27 protein-coding genes and 1 tRNA gene are annotated in these 23,609 nt (G+C 62.9%); 14 read left to right on the forward strand and 14 right to left on the reverse strand.

Annotation, left to right across the window (positions count from 1 at the left end):
• Positions 1–40: 40 nt before the first annotated feature.
• From lysW to BSG09_RS11670, 4 genes are all read right to left on the reverse strand, one after another.
• Complete coding sequence (lysW, locus tag BSG09_RS11655; RefSeq protein WP_008013846.1) at positions 41–205, reverse strand: lysine biosynthesis protein LysW; 165 nt, start codon at positions 203–205, stop codon at positions 41–43.
• Positions 206–415: 210 nt separating this feature from the next.
• Positions 416–1,966 (reverse strand): argininosuccinate lyase, encoded by a 1,551-nt coding sequence (gene argH, locus BSG09_RS11660; protein WP_092933290.1) that lies wholly within the window; start codon positions 1,964–1,966, stop codon positions 416–418.
• Positions 1,967–1,968: 2 nt separating this feature from the next.
• On the reverse strand, positions 1,969–3,171 hold the full coding sequence (locus BSG09_RS11665; protein ID WP_092933292.1) for an argininosuccinate synthase: 1,203 nt from the start codon (positions 3,169–3,171) through the stop codon (positions 1,969–1,971).
• Between the two features lie 300 nt (positions 3,172–3,471).
• A complete protein-coding gene (locus BSG09_RS11670; RefSeq protein ID WP_092933294.1) occupies positions 3,472–4,599 on the reverse strand; it encodes a helix-turn-helix transcriptional regulator in 1,128 nt (375 codons plus the stop codon).
• 87 nt (positions 4,600–4,686) lie between these two features.
• On the opposite strand from BSG09_RS11670, the gene BSG09_RS11675 reads away from it, so the two are divergent.
• The 5 genes from BSG09_RS11675 (at position 4,687) to BSG09_RS11695 (ending at position 7,503) form a co-directional block, all read left to right on the forward strand.
• On the forward strand, positions 4,687–4,881 hold the full coding sequence (locus BSG09_RS11675) for a DUF7554 family protein (RefSeq protein ID WP_092933296.1): 195 nt from the start codon (positions 4,687–4,689) through the stop codon (positions 4,879–4,881).
• 73 nt (positions 4,882–4,954) lie between these two features.
• Positions 4,955–5,455, forward strand: a complete 501-nt coding sequence (locus BSG09_RS11680; protein WP_092933298.1) for a 2'-5' RNA ligase family protein — start codon at positions 4,955–4,957, stop codon at positions 5,453–5,455.
• A gap of 222 nt (positions 5,456–5,677) precedes the next feature.
• Positions 5,678–6,850, forward strand: coding sequence for a YeeE/YedE family protein (locus tag BSG09_RS11685; protein ID WP_092933300.1), 1,173 nt, complete (start codon positions 5,678–5,680; stop codon positions 6,848–6,850).
• A 42-nt stretch (positions 6,851–6,892) separates the two neighbouring features.
• Positions 6,893–7,189, forward strand: a complete 297-nt coding sequence (locus BSG09_RS11690; protein ID WP_092933302.1) for a sulfurtransferase TusA family protein — start codon at positions 6,893–6,895, stop codon at positions 7,187–7,189.
• Positions 7,186–7,503 (forward strand): rhodanese-like domain-containing protein, encoded by a 318-nt coding sequence (locus BSG09_RS11695; RefSeq protein WP_092933304.1) that lies wholly within the window; start codon positions 7,186–7,188, stop codon positions 7,501–7,503. The genes BSG09_RS11690 and BSG09_RS11695 overlap by 4 nt, the downstream gene beginning before the upstream one ends.
• 38 nt (positions 7,504–7,541) lie before the next feature.
• Here the strand turns inward: BSG09_RS11695 and BSG09_RS11700 are convergent, their stop codons facing one another.
• Positions 7,542–9,710 (reverse strand): ATP-dependent DNA helicase, encoded by a 2,169-nt coding sequence (locus BSG09_RS11700; RefSeq protein WP_223174712.1) that lies wholly within the window; start codon positions 9,708–9,710, stop codon positions 7,542–7,544.
• A gap of 144 nt (positions 9,711–9,854) precedes the next feature.
• Here BSG09_RS11700 and BSG09_RS11705 point away from each other — a divergent pair, with 144 nt between their 5' ends.
• Positions 9,855–10,265, forward strand: a complete 411-nt coding sequence (locus BSG09_RS11705; protein ID WP_092933306.1) for a hypothetical protein — start codon at positions 9,855–9,857, stop codon at positions 10,263–10,265.
• Positions 10,266–10,280: 15 nt separating this feature from the next.
• On the opposite strand, the gene BSG09_RS11710 is transcribed toward BSG09_RS11705, so the two are convergent.
• Positions 10,281–11,225 (reverse strand): cation diffusion facilitator family transporter, encoded by a 945-nt coding sequence (locus tag BSG09_RS11710; protein ID WP_092933308.1) that lies wholly within the window; start codon positions 11,223–11,225, stop codon positions 10,281–10,283.
• 151 nt (positions 11,226–11,376) lie between these two features.
• On the opposite strand from BSG09_RS11710, the gene BSG09_RS11715 reads away from it, so the two are divergent.
• The 4 genes from BSG09_RS11715 to BSG09_RS11725 all read left to right on the forward strand — a co-directional run bounded on the left by BSG09_RS11715 (position 11,377) and on the right by BSG09_RS11725 (position 14,145).
• Entirely contained in the window at positions 11,377–11,892 is a 516-nt protein-coding gene (locus BSG09_RS11715) for a metallophosphoesterase (RefSeq protein ID WP_092933310.1), read from the forward strand.
• 357 nt (positions 11,893–12,249) lie between these two features.
• The gene (locus tag BSG09_RS20835; RefSeq protein ID WP_008013832.1) at positions 12,250–12,396 is read left to right on the forward strand and encodes a DUF7859 family protein; all 147 of its coding nucleotides are present in this window, start codon (positions 12,250–12,252) and stop codon (positions 12,394–12,396) included.
• Between the two features lie 79 nt (positions 12,397–12,475).
• Positions 12,476–13,570, forward strand: a complete 1,095-nt coding sequence (locus BSG09_RS11720) for an aminopeptidase (protein ID WP_092933312.1) — start codon at positions 12,476–12,478, stop codon at positions 13,568–13,570.
• 158 nt (positions 13,571–13,728) lie between these two features.
• Positions 13,729–14,145 (forward strand): universal stress protein, encoded by a 417-nt coding sequence (locus BSG09_RS11725; RefSeq protein WP_092933314.1) that lies wholly within the window; start codon positions 13,729–13,731, stop codon positions 14,143–14,145.
• A gap of 26 nt (positions 14,146–14,171) precedes the next feature.
• Here BSG09_RS11725 and BSG09_RS11730 read toward each other — a convergent pair whose 3' ends face one another.
• The 4 genes from BSG09_RS11730 to BSG09_RS11745 all read right to left on the reverse strand — a co-directional run bounded on the left by BSG09_RS11730 (position 14,172) and on the right by BSG09_RS11745 (position 16,853).
• Positions 14,172–14,828, reverse strand: a complete 657-nt coding sequence (locus tag BSG09_RS11730) for an alpha/beta hydrolase (RefSeq protein WP_092933316.1) — start codon at positions 14,826–14,828, stop codon at positions 14,172–14,174.
• Complete coding sequence (locus tag BSG09_RS11735; RefSeq protein WP_092933383.1) at positions 14,825–15,445, reverse strand: VOC family protein; 621 nt, start codon at positions 15,443–15,445, stop codon at positions 14,825–14,827. Before BSG09_RS11735 ends, BSG09_RS11730 begins: the two co-directional genes overlap by 4 nt.
• Positions 15,446–15,498: 53 nt before the next feature.
• Complete coding sequence (locus tag BSG09_RS11740; RefSeq protein ID WP_092933318.1) at positions 15,499–16,107, reverse strand: NAD(P)/FAD-dependent oxidoreductase; 609 nt, start codon at positions 16,105–16,107, stop codon at positions 15,499–15,501.
• A gap of 80 nt (positions 16,108–16,187) precedes the next feature.
• On the reverse strand, positions 16,188–16,853 hold the full coding sequence (locus BSG09_RS11745; RefSeq protein ID WP_092933320.1) for a YIP1 family protein: 666 nt from the start codon (positions 16,851–16,853) through the stop codon (positions 16,188–16,190).
• Between the two features lie 216 nt (positions 16,854–17,069).
• On the opposite strand from BSG09_RS11745, the gene BSG09_RS11750 reads away from it, so the two are divergent.
• Positions 17,070–17,969, forward strand: coding sequence for a ZIP family metal transporter (locus tag BSG09_RS11750; protein WP_092933322.1), 900 nt, complete (start codon positions 17,070–17,072; stop codon positions 17,967–17,969).
• 409 nt (positions 17,970–18,378) lie between these two features.
• On the opposite strand, the gene BSG09_RS11755 is transcribed toward BSG09_RS11750, so the two are convergent.
• The 3 genes from BSG09_RS11755 to BSG09_RS11765 all read right to left on the reverse strand — a co-directional run bounded on the left by BSG09_RS11755 (position 18,379) and on the right by BSG09_RS11765 (position 20,028).
• On the reverse strand, positions 18,379–19,113 hold the full coding sequence (locus tag BSG09_RS11755; protein WP_175542194.1) for a DUF2321 domain-containing protein: 735 nt from the start codon (positions 19,111–19,113) through the stop codon (positions 18,379–18,381).
• A gap of 399 nt (positions 19,114–19,512) precedes the next feature.
• A tRNA-Arg gene (locus BSG09_RS11760) sits at positions 19,513–19,587 on the reverse strand.
• 120 nt (positions 19,588–19,707) lie between these two features.
• Positions 19,708–20,028, reverse strand: a complete 321-nt coding sequence (locus BSG09_RS11765; RefSeq protein WP_223174711.1) for a hypothetical protein — start codon at positions 20,026–20,028, stop codon at positions 19,708–19,710.
• A 346-nt stretch (positions 20,029–20,374) separates the two neighbouring features.
• Here BSG09_RS11765 and BSG09_RS11770 point away from each other — a divergent pair, with 346 nt between their 5' ends.
• The 3 genes from BSG09_RS11770 to BSG09_RS11780 all read left to right on the forward strand — a co-directional run bounded on the left by BSG09_RS11770 (position 20,375) and on the right by BSG09_RS11780 (position 22,577).
• Positions 20,375–20,956 (forward strand): AAA family ATPase, encoded by a 582-nt coding sequence (locus BSG09_RS11770; protein WP_092933326.1) that lies wholly within the window; start codon positions 20,375–20,377, stop codon positions 20,954–20,956.
• Positions 20,953–21,366: an RNA-binding domain-containing protein gene (locus BSG09_RS11775; RefSeq protein WP_092933328.1), complete on the forward strand. Its 414-nt coding sequence runs from the start codon at positions 20,953–20,955 to the stop codon at positions 21,364–21,366. The genes BSG09_RS11770 and BSG09_RS11775 overlap by 4 nt, the downstream gene beginning before the upstream one ends.
• A 266-nt stretch (positions 21,367–21,632) precedes the next feature.
• A complete protein-coding gene (locus BSG09_RS11780; protein ID WP_092933330.1) occupies positions 21,633–22,577 on the forward strand; it encodes a CBS domain-containing protein in 945 nt (314 codons plus the stop codon).
• Here BSG09_RS11780 and BSG09_RS11785 read toward each other — a convergent pair.
• Positions 22,574–23,566: a hypothetical protein gene (locus BSG09_RS11785; protein ID WP_092933332.1), complete on the reverse strand. Its 993-nt coding sequence runs from the start codon at positions 23,564–23,566 to the stop codon at positions 22,574–22,576. The genes BSG09_RS11780 and BSG09_RS11785 overlap by 4 nt on opposite strands.
• Positions 23,567–23,609: the final 43 nt, after the last annotated feature.

Consider the following 23,609-nt stretch of genomic DNA (forward strand, 5'->3'; position numbering starts at 1 on the left):
GTGTGCGCAGCGCGGGCCGGTATCGCGCCCGTCTGCAAGGTCACTCACCCCAGTCCTCTTCGAGCTCGGGGGCTCGCTCGAGGACTGGCGGCTCGGTGTCGACGACTTCCAGCTCGGCACCACAGGTCGTACAGTCAACGATCTCTCCGACTTCCAGATCGTCGTGCAGGGACAGTTCAGCCCCACACTCGACGCATTCGGTCATTGTACTCGCACGTGGGGGCCGCGATCCCTTAAAGCCTTCGAACCTAACAGCAAAATTATACTAACTGCACCCGTCTCTAACGGACCGTAGACGCCATCACACCGCAAGTTTACTTTGACATATCATGAAGCGAGTAATTCATCCCCGGACGGGGATCGTCGTCGGAGTGGTCGGTCACCACTCCGAGTCCTCGGCTGTCGACCCCTGCCCTCAGACATAGCCGTTCACCTCCGACCGGAGCGTCTCGTGGGCCGTCTCGAGGGCTGCAGTCAACTCGGCATGTGCGTCGTCGTCAGTTGCAAGCGCCTCGCGAGCCGTCTCGAGCTGGGCGTCGACCGCCTCGGGAGCGGGGCCGCCCTGTGAGTCGCGGCTTGCGACGCTTTCGGCCGGGTCGAGTGCATCCTCGACGGCATCGGGATCGACGTGGGCCTCGAGCGACTCGCCGAGAACCTCTTGGGATGCAGCCTCGAGTGCGTCGTAGTCCGCACCGGTTTCCGCGGCGATCGCGACCAGTTCGTGTGCCGTCCGGAACGGCAACCCGTTCGCAGCCAGCAGGTCTGCGACGCCGGTCGCCGTCGAGAAGCCCTCGCCGGCTTCCGCGGCGAGCGTCTCCTCGTTCCAGTCGGCCGTTGCGACCGCACCTGCAGCGACTTCGCTTGCCTCCGTTACGGCGTCGACGGTCTCCCAGGCGTGGGTTGTCGCCCGCTGGAGGTCGCGGTTGTACGCACGTGGCAGGCCCTTGAGCGTCGTCGTCAGCCCCTGGACGCTGCCGGCCGCATCGCCTGCAACCGCGCGGACGAGTTCCAGCGTGTCCGGGTTCTTCTTCTGGGGCATGATCGACGACGTCGAGGAGTAGTCGTCCGACAACTCGACGAAGCCGCGGTTCGCGAAGATGATCACGTCCTCTGCGAGTCCCGACAGCGTCGTCGCGTGCGTCGACAGCGCCTGAACCGTCTCGAGCAGGAAATCCCGGCTCGAGGAGGCGTCCATCGAATTTTCGACGACGCCGTCGAAGCCAAGCAGATCGGCAGTACGCTCGCGGTCGATGTCGAACGTCGTGCCCGCGAATGCCGCGCCACCCAGTGGCGACTCGTTGATCCGTTCGTAGGCAGCACACAGGCGTTCGGTGTCGCGGCGAACGGCCCCCTCGTAGGCCAGCGCCCAGTGAGCCACCGTGGTGGGTTGGGCAGGCTGGAGATGCGTGTAGCCGGGCATGATCGTCTCCCGGTGTTCGTCGGCCACGTCGACGAGCGACTCGCGCAGCGCGAGCGTCGTCTCGATCGCCTCGAGAACGTCCTCGCGTAAGCGATAGCGGATGCAGGCCGCGACCTCGTCGTTGCGCGAGCGTGCGGTGTGCATCTTCCCGCCGTCCGCGCCGATGCGTTCGATGACGGCCGTCTCGATGGCTTCGTGGACGTCCTCGCCGTCGGGCAGCGAGTCGTGGCCGTCGACTTCGATCGCGTCGAGGGCGGTCAGAATCTCGCCGGCGACGTCGTCGGCAATGATCCCTTGCTCGGCGAGCATGACCGTGTGCGCGCGGTCGACCGCGAGATCAGCCTCGAAAATGCGTTCGTCTGCTGCGAGCGAGGAGAGGAAGCTCCGGGCGGGGCCGCCACTGAAGCGGTCCCGACGGACGACCCCCTCGTCGTCGGTGCCCCCATCAGTGATGACGGGACAGGACTCGCCACCAGCGGCTCGGCGATCCGACGAGGACTGCGGTCCAGTGAACCACTCGTCGCCGTGAGCGCTCTCCTCGGTCATGGTTACTCGTCGTCCTCGTCGTCGGCGTTCGCAGCGATCGCCTCGTTTGCGAGACGACGCTGGAAGCCGTGATACTTCGCGACGCCGGTGGCGTCTTCCTGCGTGATCTTGCCGACCGTCTCGGTGTCGAACGACGCATGTTCAGCCGAATAGGCCGCGAAGTCGCTCTCGCGAGCGACCGGACGGGCCTGGCCACCCTCGAAGCGGATCGTCACCGTGCCCGTGACGCGCTTTTGGGTTTCGGCGATGAAGCCCTCGAGTGCGCTCACGAGCGGTGCGTCGATCAGGCCTTCGTAGGCTTTCTGGGACCACTGCTGGTCGATCTGGGTTTTGAACTGGCGCTCTTCCTGCGTGAGGACGAAGCCCTCGAGTGCCTCGTGGGCGGCGAGCAGCGTCGTCGCGCCGGGGTGTTCGTAGTTCTCGCGGACCTTCAGCCCGAGAATGCGGTCTTCCATCATGTCGGTGCGGCCAACACCGTAGCTGCCAGCGAGGTCGTTGAGATACTCGATGAGTTCGACCGGTTCGTACTCCTCGCCGTCGACGGCGACGGGGTAGCCGTTCTCGAACGTGATGTCGATTTCCTCGGTCTCGCTGCCGGGCTCGTCGGTCCACGCGTAGATGTCACGCGGCGGGACATAGCTCGGATCCTCTAAGTCGTCGCCCTCGACCGAGCGGCTCCAGATGTTGGTGTCGATCGACCAGTCACCGCCGCTGCCACCCTCGACGGGGAGGTCTTTCTCGGCGGCGTACTCCTGTTCCCACTCGCGGGTGAGTCCGAGTTCGCGCACGGGGGCGATGACCTCGAGATCGGAGTCACGCCAGACAGCCTCGAAACGAAGTTGGTCGTTGCCCTTGCCCGTACAGCCGTGAGCGATGCCGGTACAGCCCTCTTCCTCTGCGACCTCGAGGATCGCCTCTGCGATCACCGGGCGAGCCAGCGCCGTTCCCAGCGGGTAGCCCTGGTAAGTCGCGTTCGCGCGAACGCTGTCAAGACAGAGATCGGCGAACTCCTCTCGGGCGTCGACGACGTAGTGGTCGAGGCCGAGCGCTTCGGCGGTTTCCTCGGCCTCGTCGAACTCGGAGGCCGGCTGGCCGACGTCGACGGTGACGCCGATGACGTCGTCGTATCCGTATTCTTCCTCGAGCAGCGGGACACAGACAGTCGTGTCCAGGCCGCCCGAAAACGCAAGTGCCACGCGGGTCATATCGTACTCGAGTGAACTCACAGGACGGACTTAAGCTCATTGGTTTCAATCCCGCAAAATATCGGTAGAGCGACTGCTAACCGAAAATACTGCAGTTTCGGGAACGTTGAAACGAACCGGATCGGGGAAGGAGTAGAGTACGGGCTCAAAGGCCCGGTCGGAATCGCCGCGGTCGTCGCCGAGCGACGGTCCCGTCGGTACCGGAAAGGGCGAGTGTGGTGCCGACGGTCTGGCTCATTGTCTGAGTACTGCGAACCCACAGTATTAAAACCTGCTACATCGCCGTCACAGGGCGGGAACTTACTCGTTGTCGGGCAGTGACAAGACGTTCTCCCGACCGATGCGGAAGACCTCGATTTCGTCGTCCTCGCGGAGGTCGCCGACGACTTGACTCGTTTTCGCCTCGGTCCAGTCCAGTTCCGAGACGACATCCTGCTGTTTGACCCGCCCGCCGCGTTGCTCGAGCAGCCGTAATACCCGTTCTTCGTTGCTCAACAGTTCCGGCGGCGTCTCAGTCATGCTCGAGTCGGCTGCACTCGAGCCGTCTGCTCGCCATGCGACGTCGGTCTCGCCGTCGGTTTCACCACTACGGGGTCGATTGCGACTCCGGAACCAGCCTGCGATGCCAACGGTCGCCAACAGGGCCAGCGCGAGAAAGACGATCACCCACGGCATTGGCGGGCCACCGTCGGTCGGCGTCTGCGCCGTCGTTGAGTCGCCGTTTTTGATCAGAACGACTCGTGGCTGATCGTCGGGGAAGGTTTTCTCACCGGTCCACTTTACCAGTCCCTCGGATCGTTCGTCCGGCGCTGGGTCGACGTACGGTTCGCCTTCGTTCTCATAGATCGTGTATGCCTCCGGCCAGCGAAACTGCAGCGTCGTCTCGTTGCTGAGCGTAAACCCGGACAGGGCAGCACCCGCCTCGATCCGGTTTAGCTCGACGTGGGCAAAATCCGACCACTGAAAGGTGACTTTGGCATGCCCGATCTCCTCGGGCTGGGAGTCTTCTTCCGTCGTAACTGATAGGTTTGAAATGTTCATTTCCCGCTCGGTCGTGTTTTCACCCTTCGCAACCGTCTCGTTCCACTGGCGTCGTTCCGTCGCGACGTACGAGTCGGTGTTCGCCGAGATATTGGACCGCAGCGACTCCCACCGCGCCATCGACCCGTTTTCGTCGGGGTAGAACTGATAGTCCGTGGTTACCTGCGCAGAACCGTTCTCGGCGATGAAGACGTCGATGTGGATTCGATCGGCATCCTCGAGTTGCACAGAGTCGTTCATCGCCGCACCACCATTGTCCGCTTGGACCTGTCGCAGCACTGTCTGCGTCCCAGCATCCGCTGTCACAGGCACCGCCGGGGCGTACGCACCCGAACATGCAACCACCACGAGCAGGCAGACCAGGGCTCGCAGCCCCCTCACCTCCATTACGGACATATGCCGTGGCCATCTAAATAGGTCTTTCCGACACAGTAACGGTATATTTTTCATACATTCGCAATGATATGAGCATATATGTCTGACATTCGCGGCGAACTTGAGGTCGAGACGCTGCTCAAACTCGTCCTCGGACTGATCGCCATCTTGCTCGTCCTCGAGGTCCTCGAGGCGGTCATCAGCGGGCTCGCCTGGCTGCTCGGCCCCTTCTTCGTGATCGTCCAGCTCGCGATCGCCGTCCTGATCGTGCTCTGGTTGCTCGACCGCATCTGAACTGGCCGTTGACAGCGGCGTCGAGCCCCGAAACCACCAGACTGATACCCGCCTCGACCCAATATCGGCCGAAGTGTACAGCGTCAACGTCCCAGTCCCCGGTCGCGTTCGCCAGCTCGCGGATCGCCTCTATCCCGAGCTGGTCGGCTTCGAGACCGTCCGCGAGGACCACTCGTGTCTGCTCAAGCGACTCGGCGAGGCCGACCACGTCGCACAACTCCAACACCGCGCCCACCGCGCGCTCGAGGGCGCACCCGCCGTCGAAGCCGAAATTACAGGCATCGACTACTTCGCGGACCCGCCGCTGGGATCAGCTCCCGTCGTCTACCTAGCCGTCGAGAGTCCCGGCCTCGAGGCTATTCACGCTGACCTCACCGAGGCCTTCGACGTCGTCGAGGGCCTCGAGGGGACAGACTACGTCCCCCATGTGACGCTGGCCCGTGGGGGCGACATCGAGACCGCAAAGCGGCTGGCCGACCGCGAGATCGAGCCCGTCCGCTGGACGGTCAGCGAACTCGAGTTCTGGGACGGGACGTACAAGTTACCGGTGAGTCGCGTCTCCTTGCCGTCGTAGGGCCCCTCACGCGCGCTGTCGGCCAAAACGCGTGATATAGCGCGTCCGAGGTCCCCGCAAATATCGCTGCTACCGCCGTCATCGACCACGGCGGCCCGTCACCGGCCGCGACCGGTCTGAACGGGAGAGATTCCGGAATTCGACACAGAGAGAGGCGTCAAGAGTCGGGGTAGCGTCAGCCGGCTCGCTGCGGATTAAGTCCATCTGGCTACTGGTTCCGGTGTGGTCGCAACGCTACTCGTCGCAGCGGTCGTCGGACTCGCCCTCGGAGCCTTCCTCCAGAAGGGGCGATTCTGCTTCGTCAACGCCTTCCGGGACTTCTTCGCATACAAGGACTCGCGGGTCACGAAAGGCGTCCTCGCAGCGACGTTTCTGACGATGATCTTCTGGGGTATCGCGTACCAATTCGGGTATTATCAAGGGTTCTGGACGCCCAACTGGGGGCTGACAGGGCTCGTCGGCGGCTTCATCTTCGGGGTCGGAATGACCTACGCCGGTGGCTGTGCCAGTGGCACACTCTACCGCGCCGGTGAGGGCTATCTGCAGTTCTGGCTCACGTTGCTGTTCATGGGCGTCGGCTACGCCGGCTTCACTGTCGCCTTCCCGACGCTCGAGCGCACGTACTTCGAGCCGCTGACGGTCGGTGAAGGCGCGAGCCTGTTTACCGTTACGTCCGTTCCGGCAGGTCTGGTCGGCCTCGCAGTCGCACTCGCTGGACTTCTCGTCTACGCGACGCTGACCGGTCGTGCGTCGACTGCCACCGACTTCGGCGAACGCGCCGACGTGGCCCAGCTCACCCCGGCTGCGTTCCTCGCGCCGGTCGCGGGCCTGCGCGGGTTCGCACGCGGAACGAACGCCTATTTCCGCGGGCTCGTTCGCGCGTGGCGACACCCAATCGCCGCGAGCAAGCAACCGTGGGACCCACGCACTGCGGCGCTCGGAATCACCGCCGCCGCCGTGCTCTGGTTCACCCAGGTCTCGATCGTCGGCGTCACCGGCCCCGAGGCCCGCTGGACGGGCTATCTCCTCTCGCAGGTCGGCGTCGACGCCGGCTCGTTCGAGTACTGGGGGTCAATCCTCTTTCAGGGCCAGGGCGTCGGCGTGACCGTCGACATGGTGATGATCGCGTTCGTCATCGTCGGCGCGTTCCTCGCCGCCCTCTGGAGCGGCGACTTCGCCCTCCGGGTCCCGAAGCGCCGACGGCTCCCCAACGCCGTCGTTGGCGGCCTCATGATGGGCGCGGGCTCGCGGCTCGCCCCTGGCTGCAACATCGGGAACATCTACTCCGGCATCGCGGAGCTGTCGATCCACTCGTTTATCGCAGCCGTCGGCATCGTCGCCGGCGTCTACGTGATGACCCACTGGATCTACCGCGAAGTCGGCTGTGCGATCTGAATCGCTCGCTCACTGCCACTCACAACACGATACACGATTACAATGCCATCCATCGACGACGTCACGAACACGCCAGACGAATTGACCGACGACGACGCCGAAGCGCTGCTCGAGGAGGCCGACCTCGTCCAAGATATGACCGGCGAGGTCTGTCCCTATCCGCAGGTCGAGGCCAAGAAAGGCCTGCAGGAACTCGAGGCGGGCGAGTTGCTCGTCCAAGAGACCGATCACGTCCCCTGTACGGAAAACGTGCCCCGCGCCGTCGGCGACGACGCCGAGGCACAGGTCTGGCGCAGCGGCGACGCGACCTACCGCATCTACCTCCGAAAGCGAGCATGATCGAGGAAGTCTCCACCGAGACGGTTCGCGAACGCCTCGAGCGCGGCGACGAGTTCGACCTGATCGACATCCGTGAGGACGAAGACTACGCCGACGGCCACCTCCCCGAGGCTGACCACGTCACTATCGAGGAACTCGAGGAGACCGTCGTCGACCGCGACTGGGCTGACGAGGTCGTCGTCTACTGTTACCGGGGCAACTCGTCGATTCAAGCCGCCCGGCTTATCACGGAGTACGGCGACGCCGAGCGCGTCGTGAGTATGGCCGGTGGCTACCAGGACTGGGAGCCGCTCGAGGCAGTGGCTGCTGACTGAGTCAGCGCACAGCAGCCAGCGGCTTACCGCGAGCAAGCCTACGGTGCCGGCGGCTCGCCGTCGTACGCGTCGTGGTCGCCGTAGAAGTTGCGCATCGCGAACTTGAGTTTTCCCGGGTCGATATCGATCAGTTCCTCGCGTTCTGCGTGGGGAAACGTGCCGTTGACGCTGTACTTTCCCAGCTCCGACTTGGCCGACCGCGAATAGCGCCGGTCGAGCAGCGCGCGGACACCGACCTCGTCGGGCGACCGGAGGACCCGACCCAGCGCCTGTCTGGTCTTACGGACCGTCGGAATTTCGACTGCATAGCGCCAGCCGGTGTCGGTGCCGTCGAAGGCGGCGTCGTAGGCCTCCTGGACGGCCTCGGCTCGGTCATCTAGATGCGGGTAAGGTACGCCGACGACCAACACAGTGTGCGCGTCGTCGCCGTCGAAACTCACTCCTTCCGCGAGGGTGCCCCACAGCGAGGTACATAACACTGCATCGTCGTCCGCGACGAACTCCTGACGAAGGTCTTCGACGGCCTCACCCGGCTCGTCCAGATAGACCGGCCGGTCGCTTCTGTTCTCGAGGCGCTTTGCGTACCGGCTGGCCTCGCCGTAGTTGGGGAAGAAAGCGAGCGTGTTACCGGGCGTCATCCGGACGGCGTCGTGGATCGTTTCGGTCACCTCGTTCTGGACCACGGGATCATCACGATCCGATGAGAACAGCGGCGGCGTCTCGACGGCGTACGTCCGGCGGTTTTCCTCGGGGAAGCCGAGTCCGTAGGCCATCGTCACAGCGTTCTCGAGTCCCAGCACGTCTTCGGTGACCTCGAACGGCTGGATGGTCGCGCTCATCAGGACTGTGGCATGAACCTCCTCGAAGAGCCGCCCGGTCACCTGCCGCGGGAGGCAGGTGTAGAGTTCCGCGCGCCCATAGACCTCGTCGGTGCCGGCGTCGCGTGTAACGGAGACGACCGGGTAGAGCCCGTCGTTGGACCCTTCGTTCATCCACGCGCTGACAAAGGCCGCGGCCTGTAGGGTCTGACACTCCGTGCGCGTGGCCGTCTCGCCCTCGCGATACGCTTCTTCGTACTCCTCGTCTAACTCCTGGCCGAGTTGCATCGCAGCCTCGAGGTCCTCACCGATCCCCTGCCCGGAGTAGCGCTGGAGAAACTCGAGGGTCAGATCGTCCTTGCGGTCGTCGTTTTCGATCGGGACGTCCTCCCAATTTTCGCTGATCTGCTCGCGTTCGCCGAAGCCAAAGGAGTCCTCGTAGGTTTCGACCAGTGCGCGGTGAAAGGCCGAGAGGACGTTCGCGGCGTCGTCCGCGCGTGGATCGTCCGTGTCGGCGAGTTCGTCCAGCGCCGAGTCGAACGTCCGCTCCGAACAGGTCCGGGTGGCGTGCTCTCGAGCGGCGTCTTCGACGTTGTGAGCCTCGTCGAAGACGGCGATGACGTCCTCGGGGTCGCGGCCGAGCCAGCGAAAAAACTGTTCGCGGATCGTCGAATCGAGCAGGTGGTGGTAGTTGCAGACGACGAGATCGACGCCTTCGATGCCTTCCTTTAAGAGTTCGTACCCGCACAACTGCTGTCGGTCGGCGTACTCGTAGATCTCGTCGGGCGTGCGAACGTCCTCGAAGAGCCACGCGAAGAAGTCATCCGTGTCTCCAGTCAGGTTGTTCCGATAGTAGTCACAGACGTTTTGCTCCTCGAGATCCTCGAGTCGCTCTTCGATTGTCTCGAGTTCGTCCATCACCGCCGACCGGGCGTCAGCGGCCGCACCGTCGCCGTCTTGACTTTCGGCCAGCAGTTCGCGCTGGCGGCGCTCGAGTTGCGTCTGATCACGTTCGGCGTCGACGAGGGCGCGAGTGTTGTCCCGCAGGGCCTGACACTCCTCGTAGCCGACATCGATATGACACATCGAGGACTTGCCTTTGAAGACGACCGCACGAATCTGTTCTTCGCGTGTGATCGCGCGGGCCTCGGCGACGAACTGCCGCATCTGCTGGTGGACGTTCGTCGTGATGACGACCGTTTTGTCCTGCTCGCGGGCGACTTCAAGCGCCGGCACCAGCGACGAGAGGGTCTTGCCGGTCCCACAGGCACCCTCGAAGAGGACGTTCTGGCCCCGCGTGAGGGCGTTGTGGATGCGGTCCATCGCCTCGCGCTGATTCTCGTACGGCCGGTCGTACGGGAAAAAGCGCAGATACCCGGTCTCGGACACAGTCCGTGAGTGGTTCGCGCTGCGATAAAAACGTTCGTCTCGATTCGATCGTCGTTCCCCGATCGGCCGGGAGTGTCGCCGTCCAGCCGACCGGCCGGCAACCGCGCGGTCTAGGTCCATATATCTCGAGACGCTGCCTCCGGTATGGCAATCCCTGGATACGATGCCAGTACCGTCGCGGAATACAGCCTCGAGCAGGTGGGTGCCCGGGTCGCCGTCGTGGCGAACGTGGTCCCGGCGGCGTTCGGGCTCGCCGGAAGCGACACCGAGGTGCCGACGGCTGCGCTGAGTGCGCCCGTCGACTGCATCGCGTGCGACGAGCTTCGAGCGGTCGAGGCGATCCGGATCACACTCGATTACGATCCGACAGCGCTGCCACCCGGTGCGAGTCCGACAGACGTCGCGGTCGCCGTCGAAACCGGAGCGGGGTGGCAGCGATTTCACTCGACAGTTGATCTCGAGGAAACGACGGTCACGGCAGTGCTGAACGACCAGCCGCCGGGATCGACGGTGGTCGCCGTCTACGACGATCGAAACGAGGAAACCGGCGAGTAGGTAGTGCGGGCGTCGCTACGCTTCGGGTTCGATGTAGACGCGCTGGACCTGGTCGTTGTGGGCTTTCAGGGCACGCTCGAGATCAGTAATGCGGTCGTCGATCGTCTCGGCGTCGAGGGCGGGCTCAAAGGCGACATCGGCGGTGACGAGCAGTTCTTCGGCCCCGAAGTAGACCGTCCGGAAGTCGACGAGGTCGGTGACGCCGTCCCACTCCCTGACGATATCCCGGAGATCATCCTCGGCGGCTTTCGGGAGGCTTTCGCCGAGGATGAGCCGCTTGTTCTCCCAGGCGAGTGCGACGGCAAAGCCCATGAGCATAATCCCGATAATGAGCGCCGCGCCGGCGTCGTACATCGGATTTTCAGTGACTCGCGTGAGATAGATCCCGAAGAGGGCGATCCCCGCGCCGGCGAGTGCAATAGTGTCCTCAGTCAGCGCGGTCAGCGTCGTCACGTCGCTGGTCTTGTGAAACGCTTCGCGGAAGGTCGTCCAGCCGTACTCGTCCATCTGCCGGCTGATCCCTTGGTAGGCCTTCCAGAACGCATAGGATTCGAAGACGATCGCACCGAGCAACACGGCATAGTTGACGTAGACCGGATCGAACGTCTGTCCGAGTAGCGTGACGTCCTCACTGGCGCGGTGGACGCCACCCGCTCGCAACGCGCTGATCCCGTGGCGGGCGCTCTCCCAGCCGGCGATGCCAAAGAGCATAACGCTGACGAGTAAGCTATAGAAGAACTGGGCCTTGCCGTGGCCGAACGGGTGGCTGCGGGTGGCTTCCTGTGCGCCGTACTTGATTCCGATCAGCAGGAAGACCTGATTGCCCGTGTCCGAAATCGAGTGATACGTCTCCGACAACATGGCGGGACTCCCCGTGAGCAGAAAGCCGCCGAACTTCAGCGCCGCGATCGCGCCGTTTGCGAACAGCGCGGCGAGGACAACGGAGGTACTACTGGCCATCAGCGACGACTACGAACGGCCCTCCCAAAAGTGTAAGCCGGTCTAGAGCCAACTGGCTCGAGTTCGATCCAACTAGCACGCCTCCAGCCCCGCGCCGACGGGCAGCAATCGCATCCGAAAGGAACCTGTCACTGCCGGGGCAACTGCGACCATGATCGCGATTTTCTCGGATACACACAGTCGCCACGGCAACGAACTCGAGGGCGAAGCGCTGACCGCCGCCCGCGAGGCTGACATCGTCGTTCACGCAGGCGATTTCACAAGCGAAGCAGCACTCGAGGCCTTCCAGGCGGAGTGTGACCGTTTCTTTGCGGTCCACGGAAACGCCGACAGCGCCGCAGTTCGAGAGCGCCTGCCGGCGGCCCGTGTTGTCGAGGGGGATGGCGTCCGAATCGCCGTTACCCACCGGCAGGACGGCGGCGAGACCGGACTCGCGATGTTCGGCCGCTCGCGCGGTGCCGACCTCGTCGTCTTCGGACACAGCCACCGGCCGACAGTCGTCGAGACTGACGATGTCACTCTTCTGAATCCCGGCAGTCACGCCGATCCGCGCGGGAACCGGCCTGGATTTGCCGTCCTCGAAAAACGCGACGACGGCGGGTTCGACGGAACGATCCGGCAACCAGATGAGATGCCTATCGAGTCGTTCGAGGTTCGGCCGGCGTGACGCGAGGCACAGAAACGGACGTCGAACGCAGACATGACGGCACGCGATTCGGACTGGGGGACGACGCCAGCGGGGAGCGACGCGAGGGCGATGTCAGAGGGTGCCGGCCGTCACGACGAACCTGGGGGGCAGGCAGCCGTCGCACGGCCGGTGTGTCGCAGGGAGGGCGACAGGCCTCGAGCACGAGGTCGCTACGGAGGGCGTGCCAGCCGACTCGAGGCCTACGTGGACGAACGGGACGCGCCACGTTATAGTCGGCGCAAGCTGAAATTCCGATTTTAGTTACAGCGGTACTGAGACGGATACAACCGACCGAGGTCGAAACGGTTAACCACAGTGACAGTGTAGCGGCCGCGTATGCTGGATACCATCATCGGCCTCCTCCCCGACGACCCCGTCATCATCGCGGTCGTCGCCATTTTGCTGTCGCTGGTCTTTTTCGCGTATCTCCTCTTGCGACGAACCGTCCTCGAGTTCCGCGATGGGATGCGCGGTGAGCGCTGACGACAGCAGGGCAGACGCCTCGTGTCGGCGACGCTCCGCATCACGAACCGTTTTTTCCCTCCCCTTCTAATACCGGGACATGGATCCACGCATTCGGGAACACGCCGAGATCATTGCCAACCACTCGGTCGATCTGGAGGAGGGTGACAACGTTATCATCGACGCCCATCCGGTCGCCGAGGACCTGGTCGTCGCGCTCCACGAAGTGATCGGCGATCAGGGGGCAAACCCCGTCACCACGAGCCAGCGAACCGGCAAGCGAAGTCAGCGGGCCTTCCTGCGGGCGTCCGACGGCGAGTTCGAGACGCCCGAGCACGAACGCGCGCTCGTCGAGCACAGCGACGTCTACATCGCGATCCGGGCCAGCGACAACGTCACCCAGACAAGCGACGTCGACCCCGAGATCAGCGCCGCCTACCAGCAGGCCCACCGGCCCATCTTGAACGAACGGCTCTCCAAACGCTGGTGTCTCACGCAGTTCCCCGCACCCGCCAACGCCCAGCTCGCGGAGATGAGTACCGAAGGCTACGAGAACTTCGTCTGGGACGCGGTCAACAAAGACTGGGAAGCCCAGCGCGAACATCAGGAACACATGGTCGAGATCATGGACCCCGCCGACGAGGTCCGCATCAAAAGCGGCGACACGACCGACGTGACCATGTCCGTCGCAGGCAATCCGACGCTGAATGACCACGGCGAACACAACCTCCCCGGCGGCGAGGTCTTCACTGCACCCCAGCCCGACAGCGTCGAGGGTGAGGTCCTGTTCGACATGCCACTGTACCACCAGGGTCGCGAGATTACGGACGTCTACCTCGAGTTCGAGGGCGGCGAGGTCGTCGACCATTCGGCGGCGAAAAACGAGGACGTCCTGACGGAAGTCCTCAATACCGACGACGGTGCGCGCCGACTCGGAGAACTTGGCATCGGGATGAATCGCGACATCGACCAGTTCACCTACAACATGCTGTTCGACGAGAAAATGGGCGACACCGTCCACATGGCCGTCGGTCGGGCCTACGACGACACCGTCGGCGAGGACAACGAACAGAACGAGTCGGCGGTCCACGTCGACATGATCGTCGACATGAGCGACGACTCGTTCATCGAAGTCGACGGCGAGGTCGTCCAGCGTGACGGGACGTTCCGATTCGAAGACGGGTTCGAGGAGTAGCGCGGTTCGGAGCGAACGAAGTGGGAAAGAATCGCGAGACGCGGCGCGCTCCATTCTCGAGGCAGTTTTATCGAAGCGTTTTCACGAGAGCAGCGAGGTGCGAAGCCGATCGGTCGGGCACCAATCGGGTTTATACGTCGGAAACCGAGATTACAGGTATGGCAATACTCGTCGCGTACGACGGCTCCGAACCCGCACAGAAGGCAGTCGAACACGCGTTTACCACGTATCCCGACGAGGAAATCGTGCTGTTGCGCGTCATCGAAGCGGCGGACGGCTCCACGGGAGCCGGGATCATGGCCGCACAGGAGATGTTCCGGGACCGCGAGGAGAAAGTCTCCAAGGAGCTCCCCGAGGAGATCAAAGCGATCGTCAGCGATCCTGACATCGACTTTCAGACCGAAACAGCCGTTGGCAAGCCCGCACGCGAGGTCGTCCGCTTTGCGGAGGACAACGACATCGATCACATCATCATCGGCAGCCACGGCCGATCCGGCCTCTCGCGGGTCCTACTCGGCAGCGTCGCAGAGAAGATCGTCCGTCGTGCACCTGTTCCGGTGACCGTCTTCCGCTAACTCGGGGACCTCGAGCGCGACCGCAATCAGACGTCGATAAGGGCCGTGACCATTTCTGAGACGACCGCGAGTTCGTCCTCGTTGATGCCGTGACCCATCCCCTCGTAGAGCCGTTTCGTCACGTCGGCGTCCATCGACTCGAGAACGGCAGCCGTCTCGTGGACCCGTTCTTTGGGAATATATGGGTCAGTGTCACTACAGCCCAGAAAGACCGGCGTCCCCTCGAGATCGCCGGGATACTCGTCGTCCAGTGTTTCGCCGATGAGCCCCCCACTGAGCGCGGCGAGTCCGCCGTAGCGGCGTGGGTTGCGCGCGAGATACTCGCTGGCGAGACAGGCACCCTGCGAGAAACCGATCAGCATGACCCGTTCGGTCGGAATGCCCGCATCGGCAGCCTCGTTGATCGCGTCGCTGATCGCCTGCAGGCCCGACCTGCGGCCGGGCTCGTTTTGCTCGACAGGCGCGAGAAACGAGCTCGGATACCAGGTCTGGCGGGCTGCCTGTGGCGCGAGGACGGCGACCCCCTCCTGAATGACGTCGGCGGCCAACTGGAGCATCCCTCGTGCGGTCGCCCCGCGGCCGTGGGTGCAGACGAGCGCCGCCTCGGCGTCTTCGAGGTCGGTCCCGGCGGTGGCGAGTTGCTGGCCCTGATGGGGGCCGTCGACGTGCTCGCCGGCGCTCATTCGAGCCCACCGACGCCGGCGCTGGCGTCGGGCAGGTCGTGTTCGACGACCTCGAGCCCGATGGCCTCGATTGCGCCGCGGAGGTGCTCGTCTTTGGCGTAGTCGGCCCCGTCTTCCTCGCGGAGTTCCTGAGCTTTGGCCAGCACTTCGCCGCGACGGTCGTCGGGGATTTCGTATTTGTCCGTCGAGAGTTCGATCACGAGCCCGTTGTTGTCGCGGGTGTAGATCGAGTGGAAAATGCCCCGGTCGAAGACGTTGTAGCCGTGGCCGGCGTCCTCGAGTGCCTGCATCGTCACCTCGTACTCGTCGGGGTCGATACTGAAACAGAGGTGATGCACTGCGCCGACACCGGCGCGCTGGCCGCGGGCAGACGGGCGGTCGTCGCTGACGAAGAAGGTCAGGATGCGGCCGTCACCTGTATCGAAGAACAGGTGGGTCTGTGAGGGATCGTCGAGATTCGGCTGGCGCAACACCAGCGGCATGCCGAGTAAGTCCTGGTAGAACTCGATCGTGTCTTCCTCGTTGGATCCCCAGATGGTGATGTGGTCGGTCCCCGAAGTGTGGACGGGGCTGTCGGGTAGTTCGTGCGTGACTGGCGTGGGTTCGTCGTGAGCCATCGTAGTGGGGTTGTGTGAGTCGGTTCGGTCGAATGAGTCGGCTATCGTCGCGTTCACTCCGCGACGTGTTCGCCGAAGACGCGCTCGGCGTCGGCAGGGACATCGAAGTCGTGGTAGTGTTCGCCTTTTACCGTCGAGAGGATGTTGAGTGCGGCGGCGGCACCGTCGCCCACGGAGATAGCGGCCTGCCACTCCTCGGGGCGGACCATCGCGCCGGTTGCATAGACGCCCTCAACGCTCGTCTCCATGTCGACGCCGACGTCGACGGTGTCGTCATCGGCGAACGCACAGCCAAGGTCGTCGGCGAGGTCGCGGTTCGCACCGGTCGCGAGCACGACGAAGTCGGCCTCGTATTCGCTGTCCTCGGTTTCGACGACGAAGCCGTCGTCGGCTTCGCTGACCGCGGTCACTTCCTCGTCCTGTCGGCGGTCGACGCCGAAGTCGTCGACCTGCTGGCGGGCCGTCGCCATGAACTCGCTGCCGCCGACCGAGCCGACCCCGAGGTAGTTGAACAGGTGGGCCTTGTGCATCCACGTCTCGTCGGTGTCGAACACCGTCGTCTCGAGGCCGTTTTTCGCCGTAAAGAGGGCTGCACTCAGTCCGGCGGGGCCGCCGCCGACAACGATCACCGATACGTCGTCCGAAGTCGTCTCGTCGCTCATCTGTAGTTACACAATGTTACTGCAGACGTATCAATCTAGCAGCGACCCCAACGCAACCACGTAACACCGATGTTAGTGGCTCAAATCGGGCCAGCGACGAGTATCGTCGGCACGGCAACGACGGCAAGCCCCTGTCGAAGCGTCAGGCCACGCGCGGCGGCGATAGCGTGGGCCCACAGATAGCCCGACCAGAGCGTACAGCCCACGCCGACGACGGTCGCCACAGCGAACAGCGGCTCGAACGCGGGCGGCGACGCGTAGATCCGTGCCGGAACTGTGACCCCGATCCGCCAGCTCTCGGTCGGTGTCGCCGGAAACGCAGCCAACAGCGCCGCGAGTGTGATGCCGTTCGCGAGAAGCTGGGGAACGAACCCCCAGGCGACGAGACTCACTGTTCGGTCGACGCCGGATTCACTCGCGATCGGCCACGACAGCAGGTAAAACAGCGCCGCAAACGCAATCCAAGCGACCAGCGGCACTGCAAGCACAGCCGCGAGCAGAACGCCCACGATCCCGGGAACGGACACCGCCCAGCCGGCTGTGACATACCGGAGCGGCGGGAACGCATCGAAGACCACCTCGTCGGGAATCACTGGCGACTCGAGCAACGAAAGCACCGGTGGGAGCACTCCCAGACACACTGCCCCGGTCGCGATGAGCACGCCGACCGACTGCGAGAGCGGCGGCACGTCGGCGTCGAAAAACGCCGCCGGATCCACGAGGAGTTGCCACAGGCGACCGTCCATACGTTCATGTTGGTGGCTTGAATATTGAGCGTTTGTGCTCGAGCGGACGGGACGCAGACGCAGGATTTGCGATTCGATAGTAAGCTGCTATACCAGCGTAGTTCTAGGCGTGCAAAAACTATCCTTCCCTAGCGGGCAGGATTTTTAGGGCGACAAAAACATTATTTTCGCAATCGAAAGACTTCTTTGTCACGGTACGCTACGAATGGCATACGCATGGAAACCATCATACTGGTGTTCGTCGCGGGACTGATCACCGCGATAGCCACGGGGATCGGTGCGCTGCCGTTCTTCTTTATCGATGACTTTAGCGACCGATGGAACGTCGGCCTCTGGGGGATCGCATCGGGCATCATGGTCACGGTGTCGGTGTTCGGCCTCATCGACGAGGGGCTGGCGTCCGCTTCGGGTGGCTTCCCCACGATGATGGTGGGTGGCCTGCTCGCCGGCGTTGTGCTGGTTGAAGTCGGCGACCGGGTGCTTGACCGCGTCGACATTGGCGACGACGCCGAACACGACCACGACGAGCCGACCGTCAGCGACGACACAAAGGCGGTACAGACCGACGGTGGGAGTCACGCACACGACGACCACGCACTGGAGGCAAAAGCGGTTGCCCAAGGGAACCCGAAAACCCTCCTGCTCATCCTCGGCATCCTCACGATACACAGTTTCCCGGAAGGTGTCGCCGTCGGCGTCTCGTTCGCCGAACTCGGCATGGACGGCGGGCTGCCGGTCCTCGGGTTCTCGATCCCGATCCTCGCCGTCTTCATGACGATCGCAATCTCGATTCACAACATCCCAGAAGGGACCGCCATTGCCATCCCGATGCGAGCAATGGGGCTCTCGAACTGGCGGATGGTCGGCGCAGCGATCTTCTCGAGCCTCCCACAGCCGATCGGTGCCGTCATCGCCTACGCGTTCGTCTCGTGGGCCCACTCGTTCCTCCCGTTCGGCTTTGGCTTCGCCGCCGGCGCGATGGTCTATCTCGTCGCCACCGAGTTCATCCCCGAAGCGATAGAGACCGGTTCGGACCTGCCGAATCACGGATACCGAGAGCTGGCCGTCGGCTTCGGCGTCGGGGTCCTCGCGATGCTGCCACTGGTAACGCTGTAACTCGTCTGCGCTGAGTCGGGCGTTTGCGACTGTCTTGTGCGCGTTCATGGGTTTCTCGGAACTTATTCAGCGCCATGCAGCGGGCGGCAACCCGCCTTGGGATGAACGTTTCTGAGCCCTGTTGTTCCAATTGAAACGGTGAGAGTCCGCTGGGTGAATCGCTTGACCACTCCCACACCGAGACTCGCACGACAGCGCGGCGGTGTTCAATTGTAAACGTTCAGCTACACCTCTTTGATATAGTGAACACTGGCCCACCGCACACTGCTCGCTCCCGATTGGGAACGTCGCGACCGATGGGCGCGCAATCTGGTGCCACACTTTTAATGGCGCGCGCGAGTGAGCCGCTTGAAGCAAGCCAGCTGACACGGAACCAGGTTCGCTAACGGAGCGCTGGATTAGTCTGGACTTAGCTTGTAGTATATATGTTCTCTCGTAGCTGGAATAGAACTTTAGCGACGTATGTCGCGTCTTTAGACTTCTCACTGATCTCCTCATCCTTTACAAGGTTCTCAACAGTATGGGCAGAAGAATTACCTTTATCTTGGAACTCTCTGATTTTGTAGATTAAATCTGAATCAACAGCGCTAGAAAATCGCTTAAGTTCATCTTTGCTCTTCTTTAGAGAATTAACGAGTTCATCGAAATTCTGTCTTCTTCCATTTTCTTTATCAAAATATAGTCCAATATCTTCTGGCGAATCATGATATGCTCTCAGCGAATCATAAATGAGATTTTCAATTAACTTTCGATAAAGAACATATGTGGCATTATTGGAATTTACTCTGTAGCACTGATTTATTTCATGGACTAATTGGAGGTAGAATCTCCCAGACACATCCTTATCGGAGATAGCAATGAAAGACCCATCGCGAGTCTCGTGATTTTTGACCGGATCAACCCACGGGAAATCAGATCCGCAACCAGAGCAATAGTTTGGTAGATCTCTTTTATCAAAAGGTCGAGGAACCTCCGAGGGTTTATTAACTGGTATGTGAGTATCCAGACAATTGGGACAGGTCTTGAAGGCCTCAGTGCCACATTCCGGACAAAAATCGGGACTATCAAGTCGATGGTCAGCATCCGGATTTGGATCTGTATCTAATACATGACCATTCTGACAAACCCTTGAATATAGCTTCATCAATAGCCAATATAGTATTTGATAAGACAATAAGGATTGTTGTCTTATCAGGCAGTAGTACATCACCGTTTCGAGTGTTTCAACTGGATTTCTGCTGTGCGGAGGTGGGGGTGGGGCGCTGTGATTTTTTGGCGCTGTCGCCGTGGCGACACCCGCCAGGGAGGGTTTCGTGCGAAGCGTAAACCGACCCCGCCGGCGTTGCGGTGCGATCGCCGTGCCGACCCCGGCCTTCGAGGGCCTCCGCGGCAACCGTCGAGCGATTCTCGAAGCTGTCGGACTGCAGCCGTAACAGGATCGATGGGATTTGAACCACGCCGGCGGCTCGCTATCGCTCGCCGCCGTCTACTTCAAACCCATCTCAGTGTACTACTGTCGCTCACGAAGTGTTCGCGACAGAAGCGGGCACGATGGGATTTGAACCCACGACCGTCGGATTAGAAGTCCGACGCTCTTTCCGGACTGAGCTACGTGCCCTCGAGTCAAAATCCACGACGGAACAGTATAAGCAGTTGGGATTCCGTCAGCCAGTATCCGACGAACCGCCCGAAAAAGAAAACCGGATGTCAATCGCATCGCCGTTACCGCTGCCCGGCGTCAGAACGCGACCTCGGACTCGTTGTCGCTCTCGGCTTCGGTGGTGTCGTCGGTCGACTCGTTGCTCGAGTTCGCGTCGGCGTCAGTGGACTCGTTGCCCAGTCCGCCGTCGGATTCGTTCCCGAGTCCACCGTCGTCGGACTCGTTCCCGCCGGTGCCGAAGTCACTGGATTCCGTAGATCCGTCGCTCGGTTCGCCCGACTCGTCGCCTGCCGTCTCGTTACTGGATTCACCGCTGTCCATACAACCTGCCACTGCAGCGATCAGTCCGGTGCCGACTCCGGCCGTGAAGTGACGCCTGTCGATGATCTTGTCTGTCATGATACGGCACCTGTCTCTGTCCCTGAGAGCCACATAACAGCGTATCTCCGTTTCATCGATCAATCTGAGTTTGCTCGAATGATGCAGCATTCGGACGATTGAGCGAGATACGACCGTCGAACGCGTCGGTTTCGCGTGAGAAATCGATCGATAGCGGACGCATAAGTCACCTCGACTCGAGGAGGGCAAATCCGACCAGACACACCTCGAGAGACACACCGAACCGGATTGCAACGTGACGAAATCGAGGGTAAAACCGTTGCAGCGAACCGGCACCACGAGAGCACACGGTCAGTGCGAGCGACGAACACAGCGTTTATGCACGTCTCGCCGGTACGGTTTCTCGATGCACGTCATCGGAACGGTGGGACTGCCCGGGAGCGGCAAGGGCGAGGCAGCCACCGTCGCACGCGAGGACGGAATCCCGGTGGTGACGATGGGCGACGTCGTCCGCCAGGAGACGGCCGACCGCGGGCTCGATCCCGCGAAAGACCACGGGACGGTCGCACAGGCGCTGCGCGAGGAAAACGGCCCGACGGCGATCGCCGAGCGATCGCTGCCGATGATCGAGGACCGCCTCGAGCAACACGAGACGGTGCTGGTCGACGGCATCCGCTCGGGTGTCGAGGTCGATGTCTTCGAGGCGGCCTTCGGCGATGCGTTCACGCTGGTCAGCATCGAGGCCCCCTTCGAGGTTCGGGCCGAACGGATCGACGACCGCGGCCGGGACGCAAGCGCCGCCGAAGGTGGCGAGGACCTGGCTGCCCGCGACGAGCGCGAGCGCGGCTTCGGGATGGACGACGCGATGGATCGGGCCGACATCGTCATCGAGAACACCGACTCGCTCGAGGCGTTTCACGACCGGATCCGCTCGATCATCCGCGGGACCGACGACGAGAAACGTACGGAGGCCGAAGCAGACCCATGAGTGAGATTTACCGCGTCGACGTCGAGGTGACGGCACCGGTCTACGACACCGAGGTCACGAGTCGCGTGATCGATGCCGTCGCGAATATCTTTCCGAACGCCGACATCGAAGAGGAGTTCGGCGAGGTTCGTGGCGAGGCCCACGCGATGGACCACTTCTCGGAGTTGCTCCACCGTCAGGAGATCCTCGATACTGCCCGCGGCGAATTCTTCTCTAATCGTGACGGCGAGAGTTTCTCCTTCGCACTGAAAAAGCAGGCTGCCTTCGAGGACCACGTCAACTTCTCGGTCGGCGAACCCGACGAACTCGGCGAGATCGCCGTCCGTGTCCGGGTCGACGAGCCGAGCATCGAGGAGTATATCGACCATATCGCGCCGCCGACCGAAGACGGTCGGCCGGTCGACGCCTGAGCCGGCTGCTGTACCGCGTTCTCGGCAACTCACACGGCTGTTTGGGCGGCTCCGGCGCTGACCTGCTCGAGCCCGTCTGAGACGGACGCCTGTCAGTTAGTGCCGGCCGGCCGCGACCCGCACTGCGGCCGGGCCGGGACAGCGGGACAGCAGACCGTCTGAATCGATGTTGCGACACCACACAGAGTGTCGTGACCGTCAGCCTGCACGATACGACAGAACGGGGCCACAATGACTGATAGGGGTCGGTGCCGTACGGTCGTCAAATGCACGACACGATACCGGTCGCCGAGATCATGGTCGAAGATGTCGTCACCGCGCCGCCGGATGCGACCGCGACCGATGCAGCGACGCTGTTACGCGACGAGAGCGTCAGTTCGGTGATCGTGGCTCGAGCCGGTGAGCCCGTGGGGATCGTCACGGAAGGCGACTTCGCGACACAGCTCTGCGAACGGCAGGACCTCGGTCATGTTGATCTGTCGGCAGTCATGTCGACACCGCTGACGACGGTCGAGTCGACTGCATCCATCGTCGACGCCGTCGAGTTGTTGCAGTCGTCGCACATCGAACACCTGCCGGTTGTCGACGCTGCCGATGCCAACGGCGCGCTCGAGGGAATCATCACGACGACGGAACTCTCCTACTACGTGCCACACCTGGCCCATAGGCCGAGTCGACTCGAGGCTGCGCCGACGCGCCGACAGGTCAGGACGGACACGAAATACGAGCGCGACGACTGGGCGTTCGAGTTCCGCAGTGCAGACGAGTCGACCGTCTCGGTCGGCGACGTCGCACAGTTCTCGAAGTCGATCACTGACGACGATGTCGAGGCGTTCGCGGACGTAACCGGCGACACCAATCGGCTCCATCTCGAGGCAGCCTACGCCGCCGAGACTCGATTTGGCGAACGGATCGTCCATGGCGTCCTTGCAAACGGGCTGATCAGCGCGGCGCTCGCCCGGCTCCCGGGACTGACGATCTATCTCTCACAGGAGAGTAGCTTCCGCGCACCGCTTTCGATCGGGGACCGTGCCACCGCGGTCTGCGAGGTCGTCGAGGATCTCGGACGGTCGAAATATCGGATCGAGACCACCGTGTTAGACGGCAACGAGACGACGGTGCTGGACGGGAGCGCCGTCGTCCTGATCGACGAGCTGCCGCCGATGGCGACTCACGAACGCGACGCGCCAGCGACCGACTCATCCGACTAGTCGGAACAGTTCTGGACTGCCTCGAGTTCGGCTTCGCCCGTCGATTGGTGGGTTCTGGCGGTCGGGTCGCCGTCTGCCGCGGCGGCCGCCCCATCCGCGAACGACGTTGCCGCGTCGGTAAGATGTCGGTTCTGACAGATGGCCGTCTCGAAATAGTCGTCGAGTCCGTCGGGAGCGTCGGTCCGGCCGGACTCGAGCCGGTCGAGGGCTGTCGCAAACGTCGCTGCAGCGGTCTCAAACTCGCCCTGTGCGGCCTCGTACTCGCCGCTGTCTACGTGCGATTGCCCGCGCTCGAGCGCGCCATACCCATCATCGGCATCCAGCGTCGCGTCGTAAGAGCCGGCGAGCGTCTCCAGTGCCGTCACCACCTCACCGAGCGTGGCCGCGCCGTCTTCGAGGTCGGCGAGATCGATCCCCGCCAATTCGTCGAGCCGGTCGCCGTCGATAGCCGCGATCGTCGCGGTCGCCTCAGCGTGACGGTCACGCGCACCGCCGATCTTCTCGTAGCGGGCGTCGACGATCTCGTTTGCCGCCTCGAGATCGCCCGATCCCGCGAGTGCCGCGTTGACGGCGTCGATGTCGTCGGCGAGCGCGTCATCGGTGACGGTGACGGTCACGGCAACGAGCCCCTCGAGGACGTCCGCATACGAGCGAAGCGTTGCCACGTCGGCGGCCCGGTCGTCGCCCAGTTCGGCCGCGGCCGTCTCGAGGTGGCCGCGGGCCGTCTCAATGTGCGCTCGCGGCTCGGTCGGATCGAAGTCGACCGCCTCGGGGTTCTCGAGATCCTGGAGGTCGGTCAATGACTGTGCGGCCGTGTTCAGACTGCCCGCGGCGCGGTCGAGCGCGCGCTGACCCGTCCGATCGCTGACCGTCACATCGCTGTTGTCCGACGAGCCGGGAAGGCCACCGAGACAGCCTGCGACCGACGCAAAGAGCCCTGTACTCAGACTGGCCGCGCCGGTGCGGGCGAGATACTGCCGACGGTTCATTTCTACGGAACGGTTCGTCTAGAGCGATATTAACGTGGTGACA

Origin of the sequence: Natrinema hispanicum (genome assembly GCF_900111485.1) — an archaeon.
Taxonomy (GTDB): Archaea; Halobacteriota; Halobacteria; order Halobacteriales; family Natrialbaceae; genus Natrinema; species Natrinema hispanicum_A.

Coding starts and splice junctions, on each gene's coding strand:
- BSG09_RS11740 (WP_092933318.1), bottom strand. CDS start 16,107: ATGAGCGACGAGACGACTTCGGACGACGTATCGGTGATCGTTGTCGGC.
- BSG09_RS11780 (WP_092933330.1), top strand. CDS start 21,633: ATGCACGACACGATACCGGTCGCCGAGATCATGGTCGAAGATGTCGTC.
- BSG09_RS11765 (WP_223174711.1), bottom strand. CDS start 20,028: ATGACAGACAAGATCATCGACAGGCGTCACTTCACGGCCGGAGTCGGC.
- BSG09_RS11690 (WP_092933302.1), top strand. CDS start 6,893: ATGCCATCCATCGACGACGTCACGAACACGCCAGACGAATTGACCGAC.
- BSG09_RS11755 (WP_175542194.1), bottom strand. CDS start 19,113: ATGAAGCTATATTCAAGGGTTTGTCAGAATGGTCATGTATTAGATACA.
- BSG09_RS11670 (WP_092933294.1), bottom strand. CDS start 4,599: ATGGAGGTGAGGGGGCTGCGAGCCCTGGTCTGCCTGCTCGTGGTGGTT.
- lysW (WP_008013846.1), bottom strand. CDS start 205: ATGACCGAATGCGTCGAGTGTGGGGCTGAACTGTCCCTGCACGACGAT.
- BSG09_RS11715 (WP_092933310.1), top strand. CDS start 11,377: ATGATCGCGATTTTCTCGGATACACACAGTCGCCACGGCAACGAACTC.
- BSG09_RS11770 (WP_092933326.1), top strand. CDS start 20,375: ATGCACGTCATCGGAACGGTGGGACTGCCCGGGAGCGGCAAGGGCGAG.
- BSG09_RS11725 (WP_092933314.1), top strand. CDS start 13,729: ATGGCAATACTCGTCGCGTACGACGGCTCCGAACCCGCACAGAAGGCA.
- BSG09_RS20835 (WP_008013832.1), top strand. CDS start 12,250: ATGCTGGATACCATCATCGGCCTCCTCCCCGACGACCCCGTCATCATC.
- BSG09_RS11775 (WP_092933328.1), top strand. CDS start 20,953: ATGAGTGAGATTTACCGCGTCGACGTCGAGGTGACGGCACCGGTCTAC.
- BSG09_RS11745 (WP_092933320.1), bottom strand. CDS start 16,853: ATGGACGGTCGCCTGTGGCAACTCCTCGTGGATCCGGCGGCGTTTTTC.
- BSG09_RS11665 (WP_092933292.1), bottom strand. CDS start 3,171: ATGACCCGCGTGGCACTTGCGTTTTCGGGCGGCCTGGACACGACTGTC.
- BSG09_RS11785 (WP_092933332.1), bottom strand. CDS start 23,566: ATGAACCGTCGGCAGTATCTCGCCCGCACCGGCGCGGCCAGTCTGAGT.
- BSG09_RS11710 (WP_092933308.1), bottom strand. CDS start 11,225: ATGGCCAGTAGTACCTCCGTTGTCCTCGCCGCGCTGTTCGCAAACGGC.
- BSG09_RS11720 (WP_092933312.1), top strand. CDS start 12,476: ATGGATCCACGCATTCGGGAACACGCCGAGATCATTGCCAACCACTCG.
- BSG09_RS11735 (WP_092933383.1), bottom strand. CDS start 15,445: ATGGCTCACGACGAACCCACGCCAGTCACGCACGAACTACCCGACAGC.
- BSG09_RS11750 (WP_092933322.1), top strand. CDS start 17,070: ATGGAAACCATCATACTGGTGTTCGTCGCGGGACTGATCACCGCGATA.
- BSG09_RS11730 (WP_092933316.1), bottom strand. CDS start 14,828: ATGAGCGCCGGCGAGCACGTCGACGGCCCCCATCAGGGCCAGCAACTC.
- BSG09_RS11705 (WP_092933306.1), top strand. CDS start 9,855: ATGGCAATCCCTGGATACGATGCCAGTACCGTCGCGGAATACAGCCTC.
- argH (WP_092933290.1), bottom strand. CDS start 1,966: ATGACCGAGGAGAGCGCTCACGGCGACGAGTGGTTCACTGGACCGCAG.
- BSG09_RS11695 (WP_092933304.1), top strand. CDS start 7,186: ATGATCGAGGAAGTCTCCACCGAGACGGTTCGCGAACGCCTCGAGCGC.
- BSG09_RS11675 (WP_092933296.1), top strand. CDS start 4,687: ATGTCTGACATTCGCGGCGAACTTGAGGTCGAGACGCTGCTCAAACTC.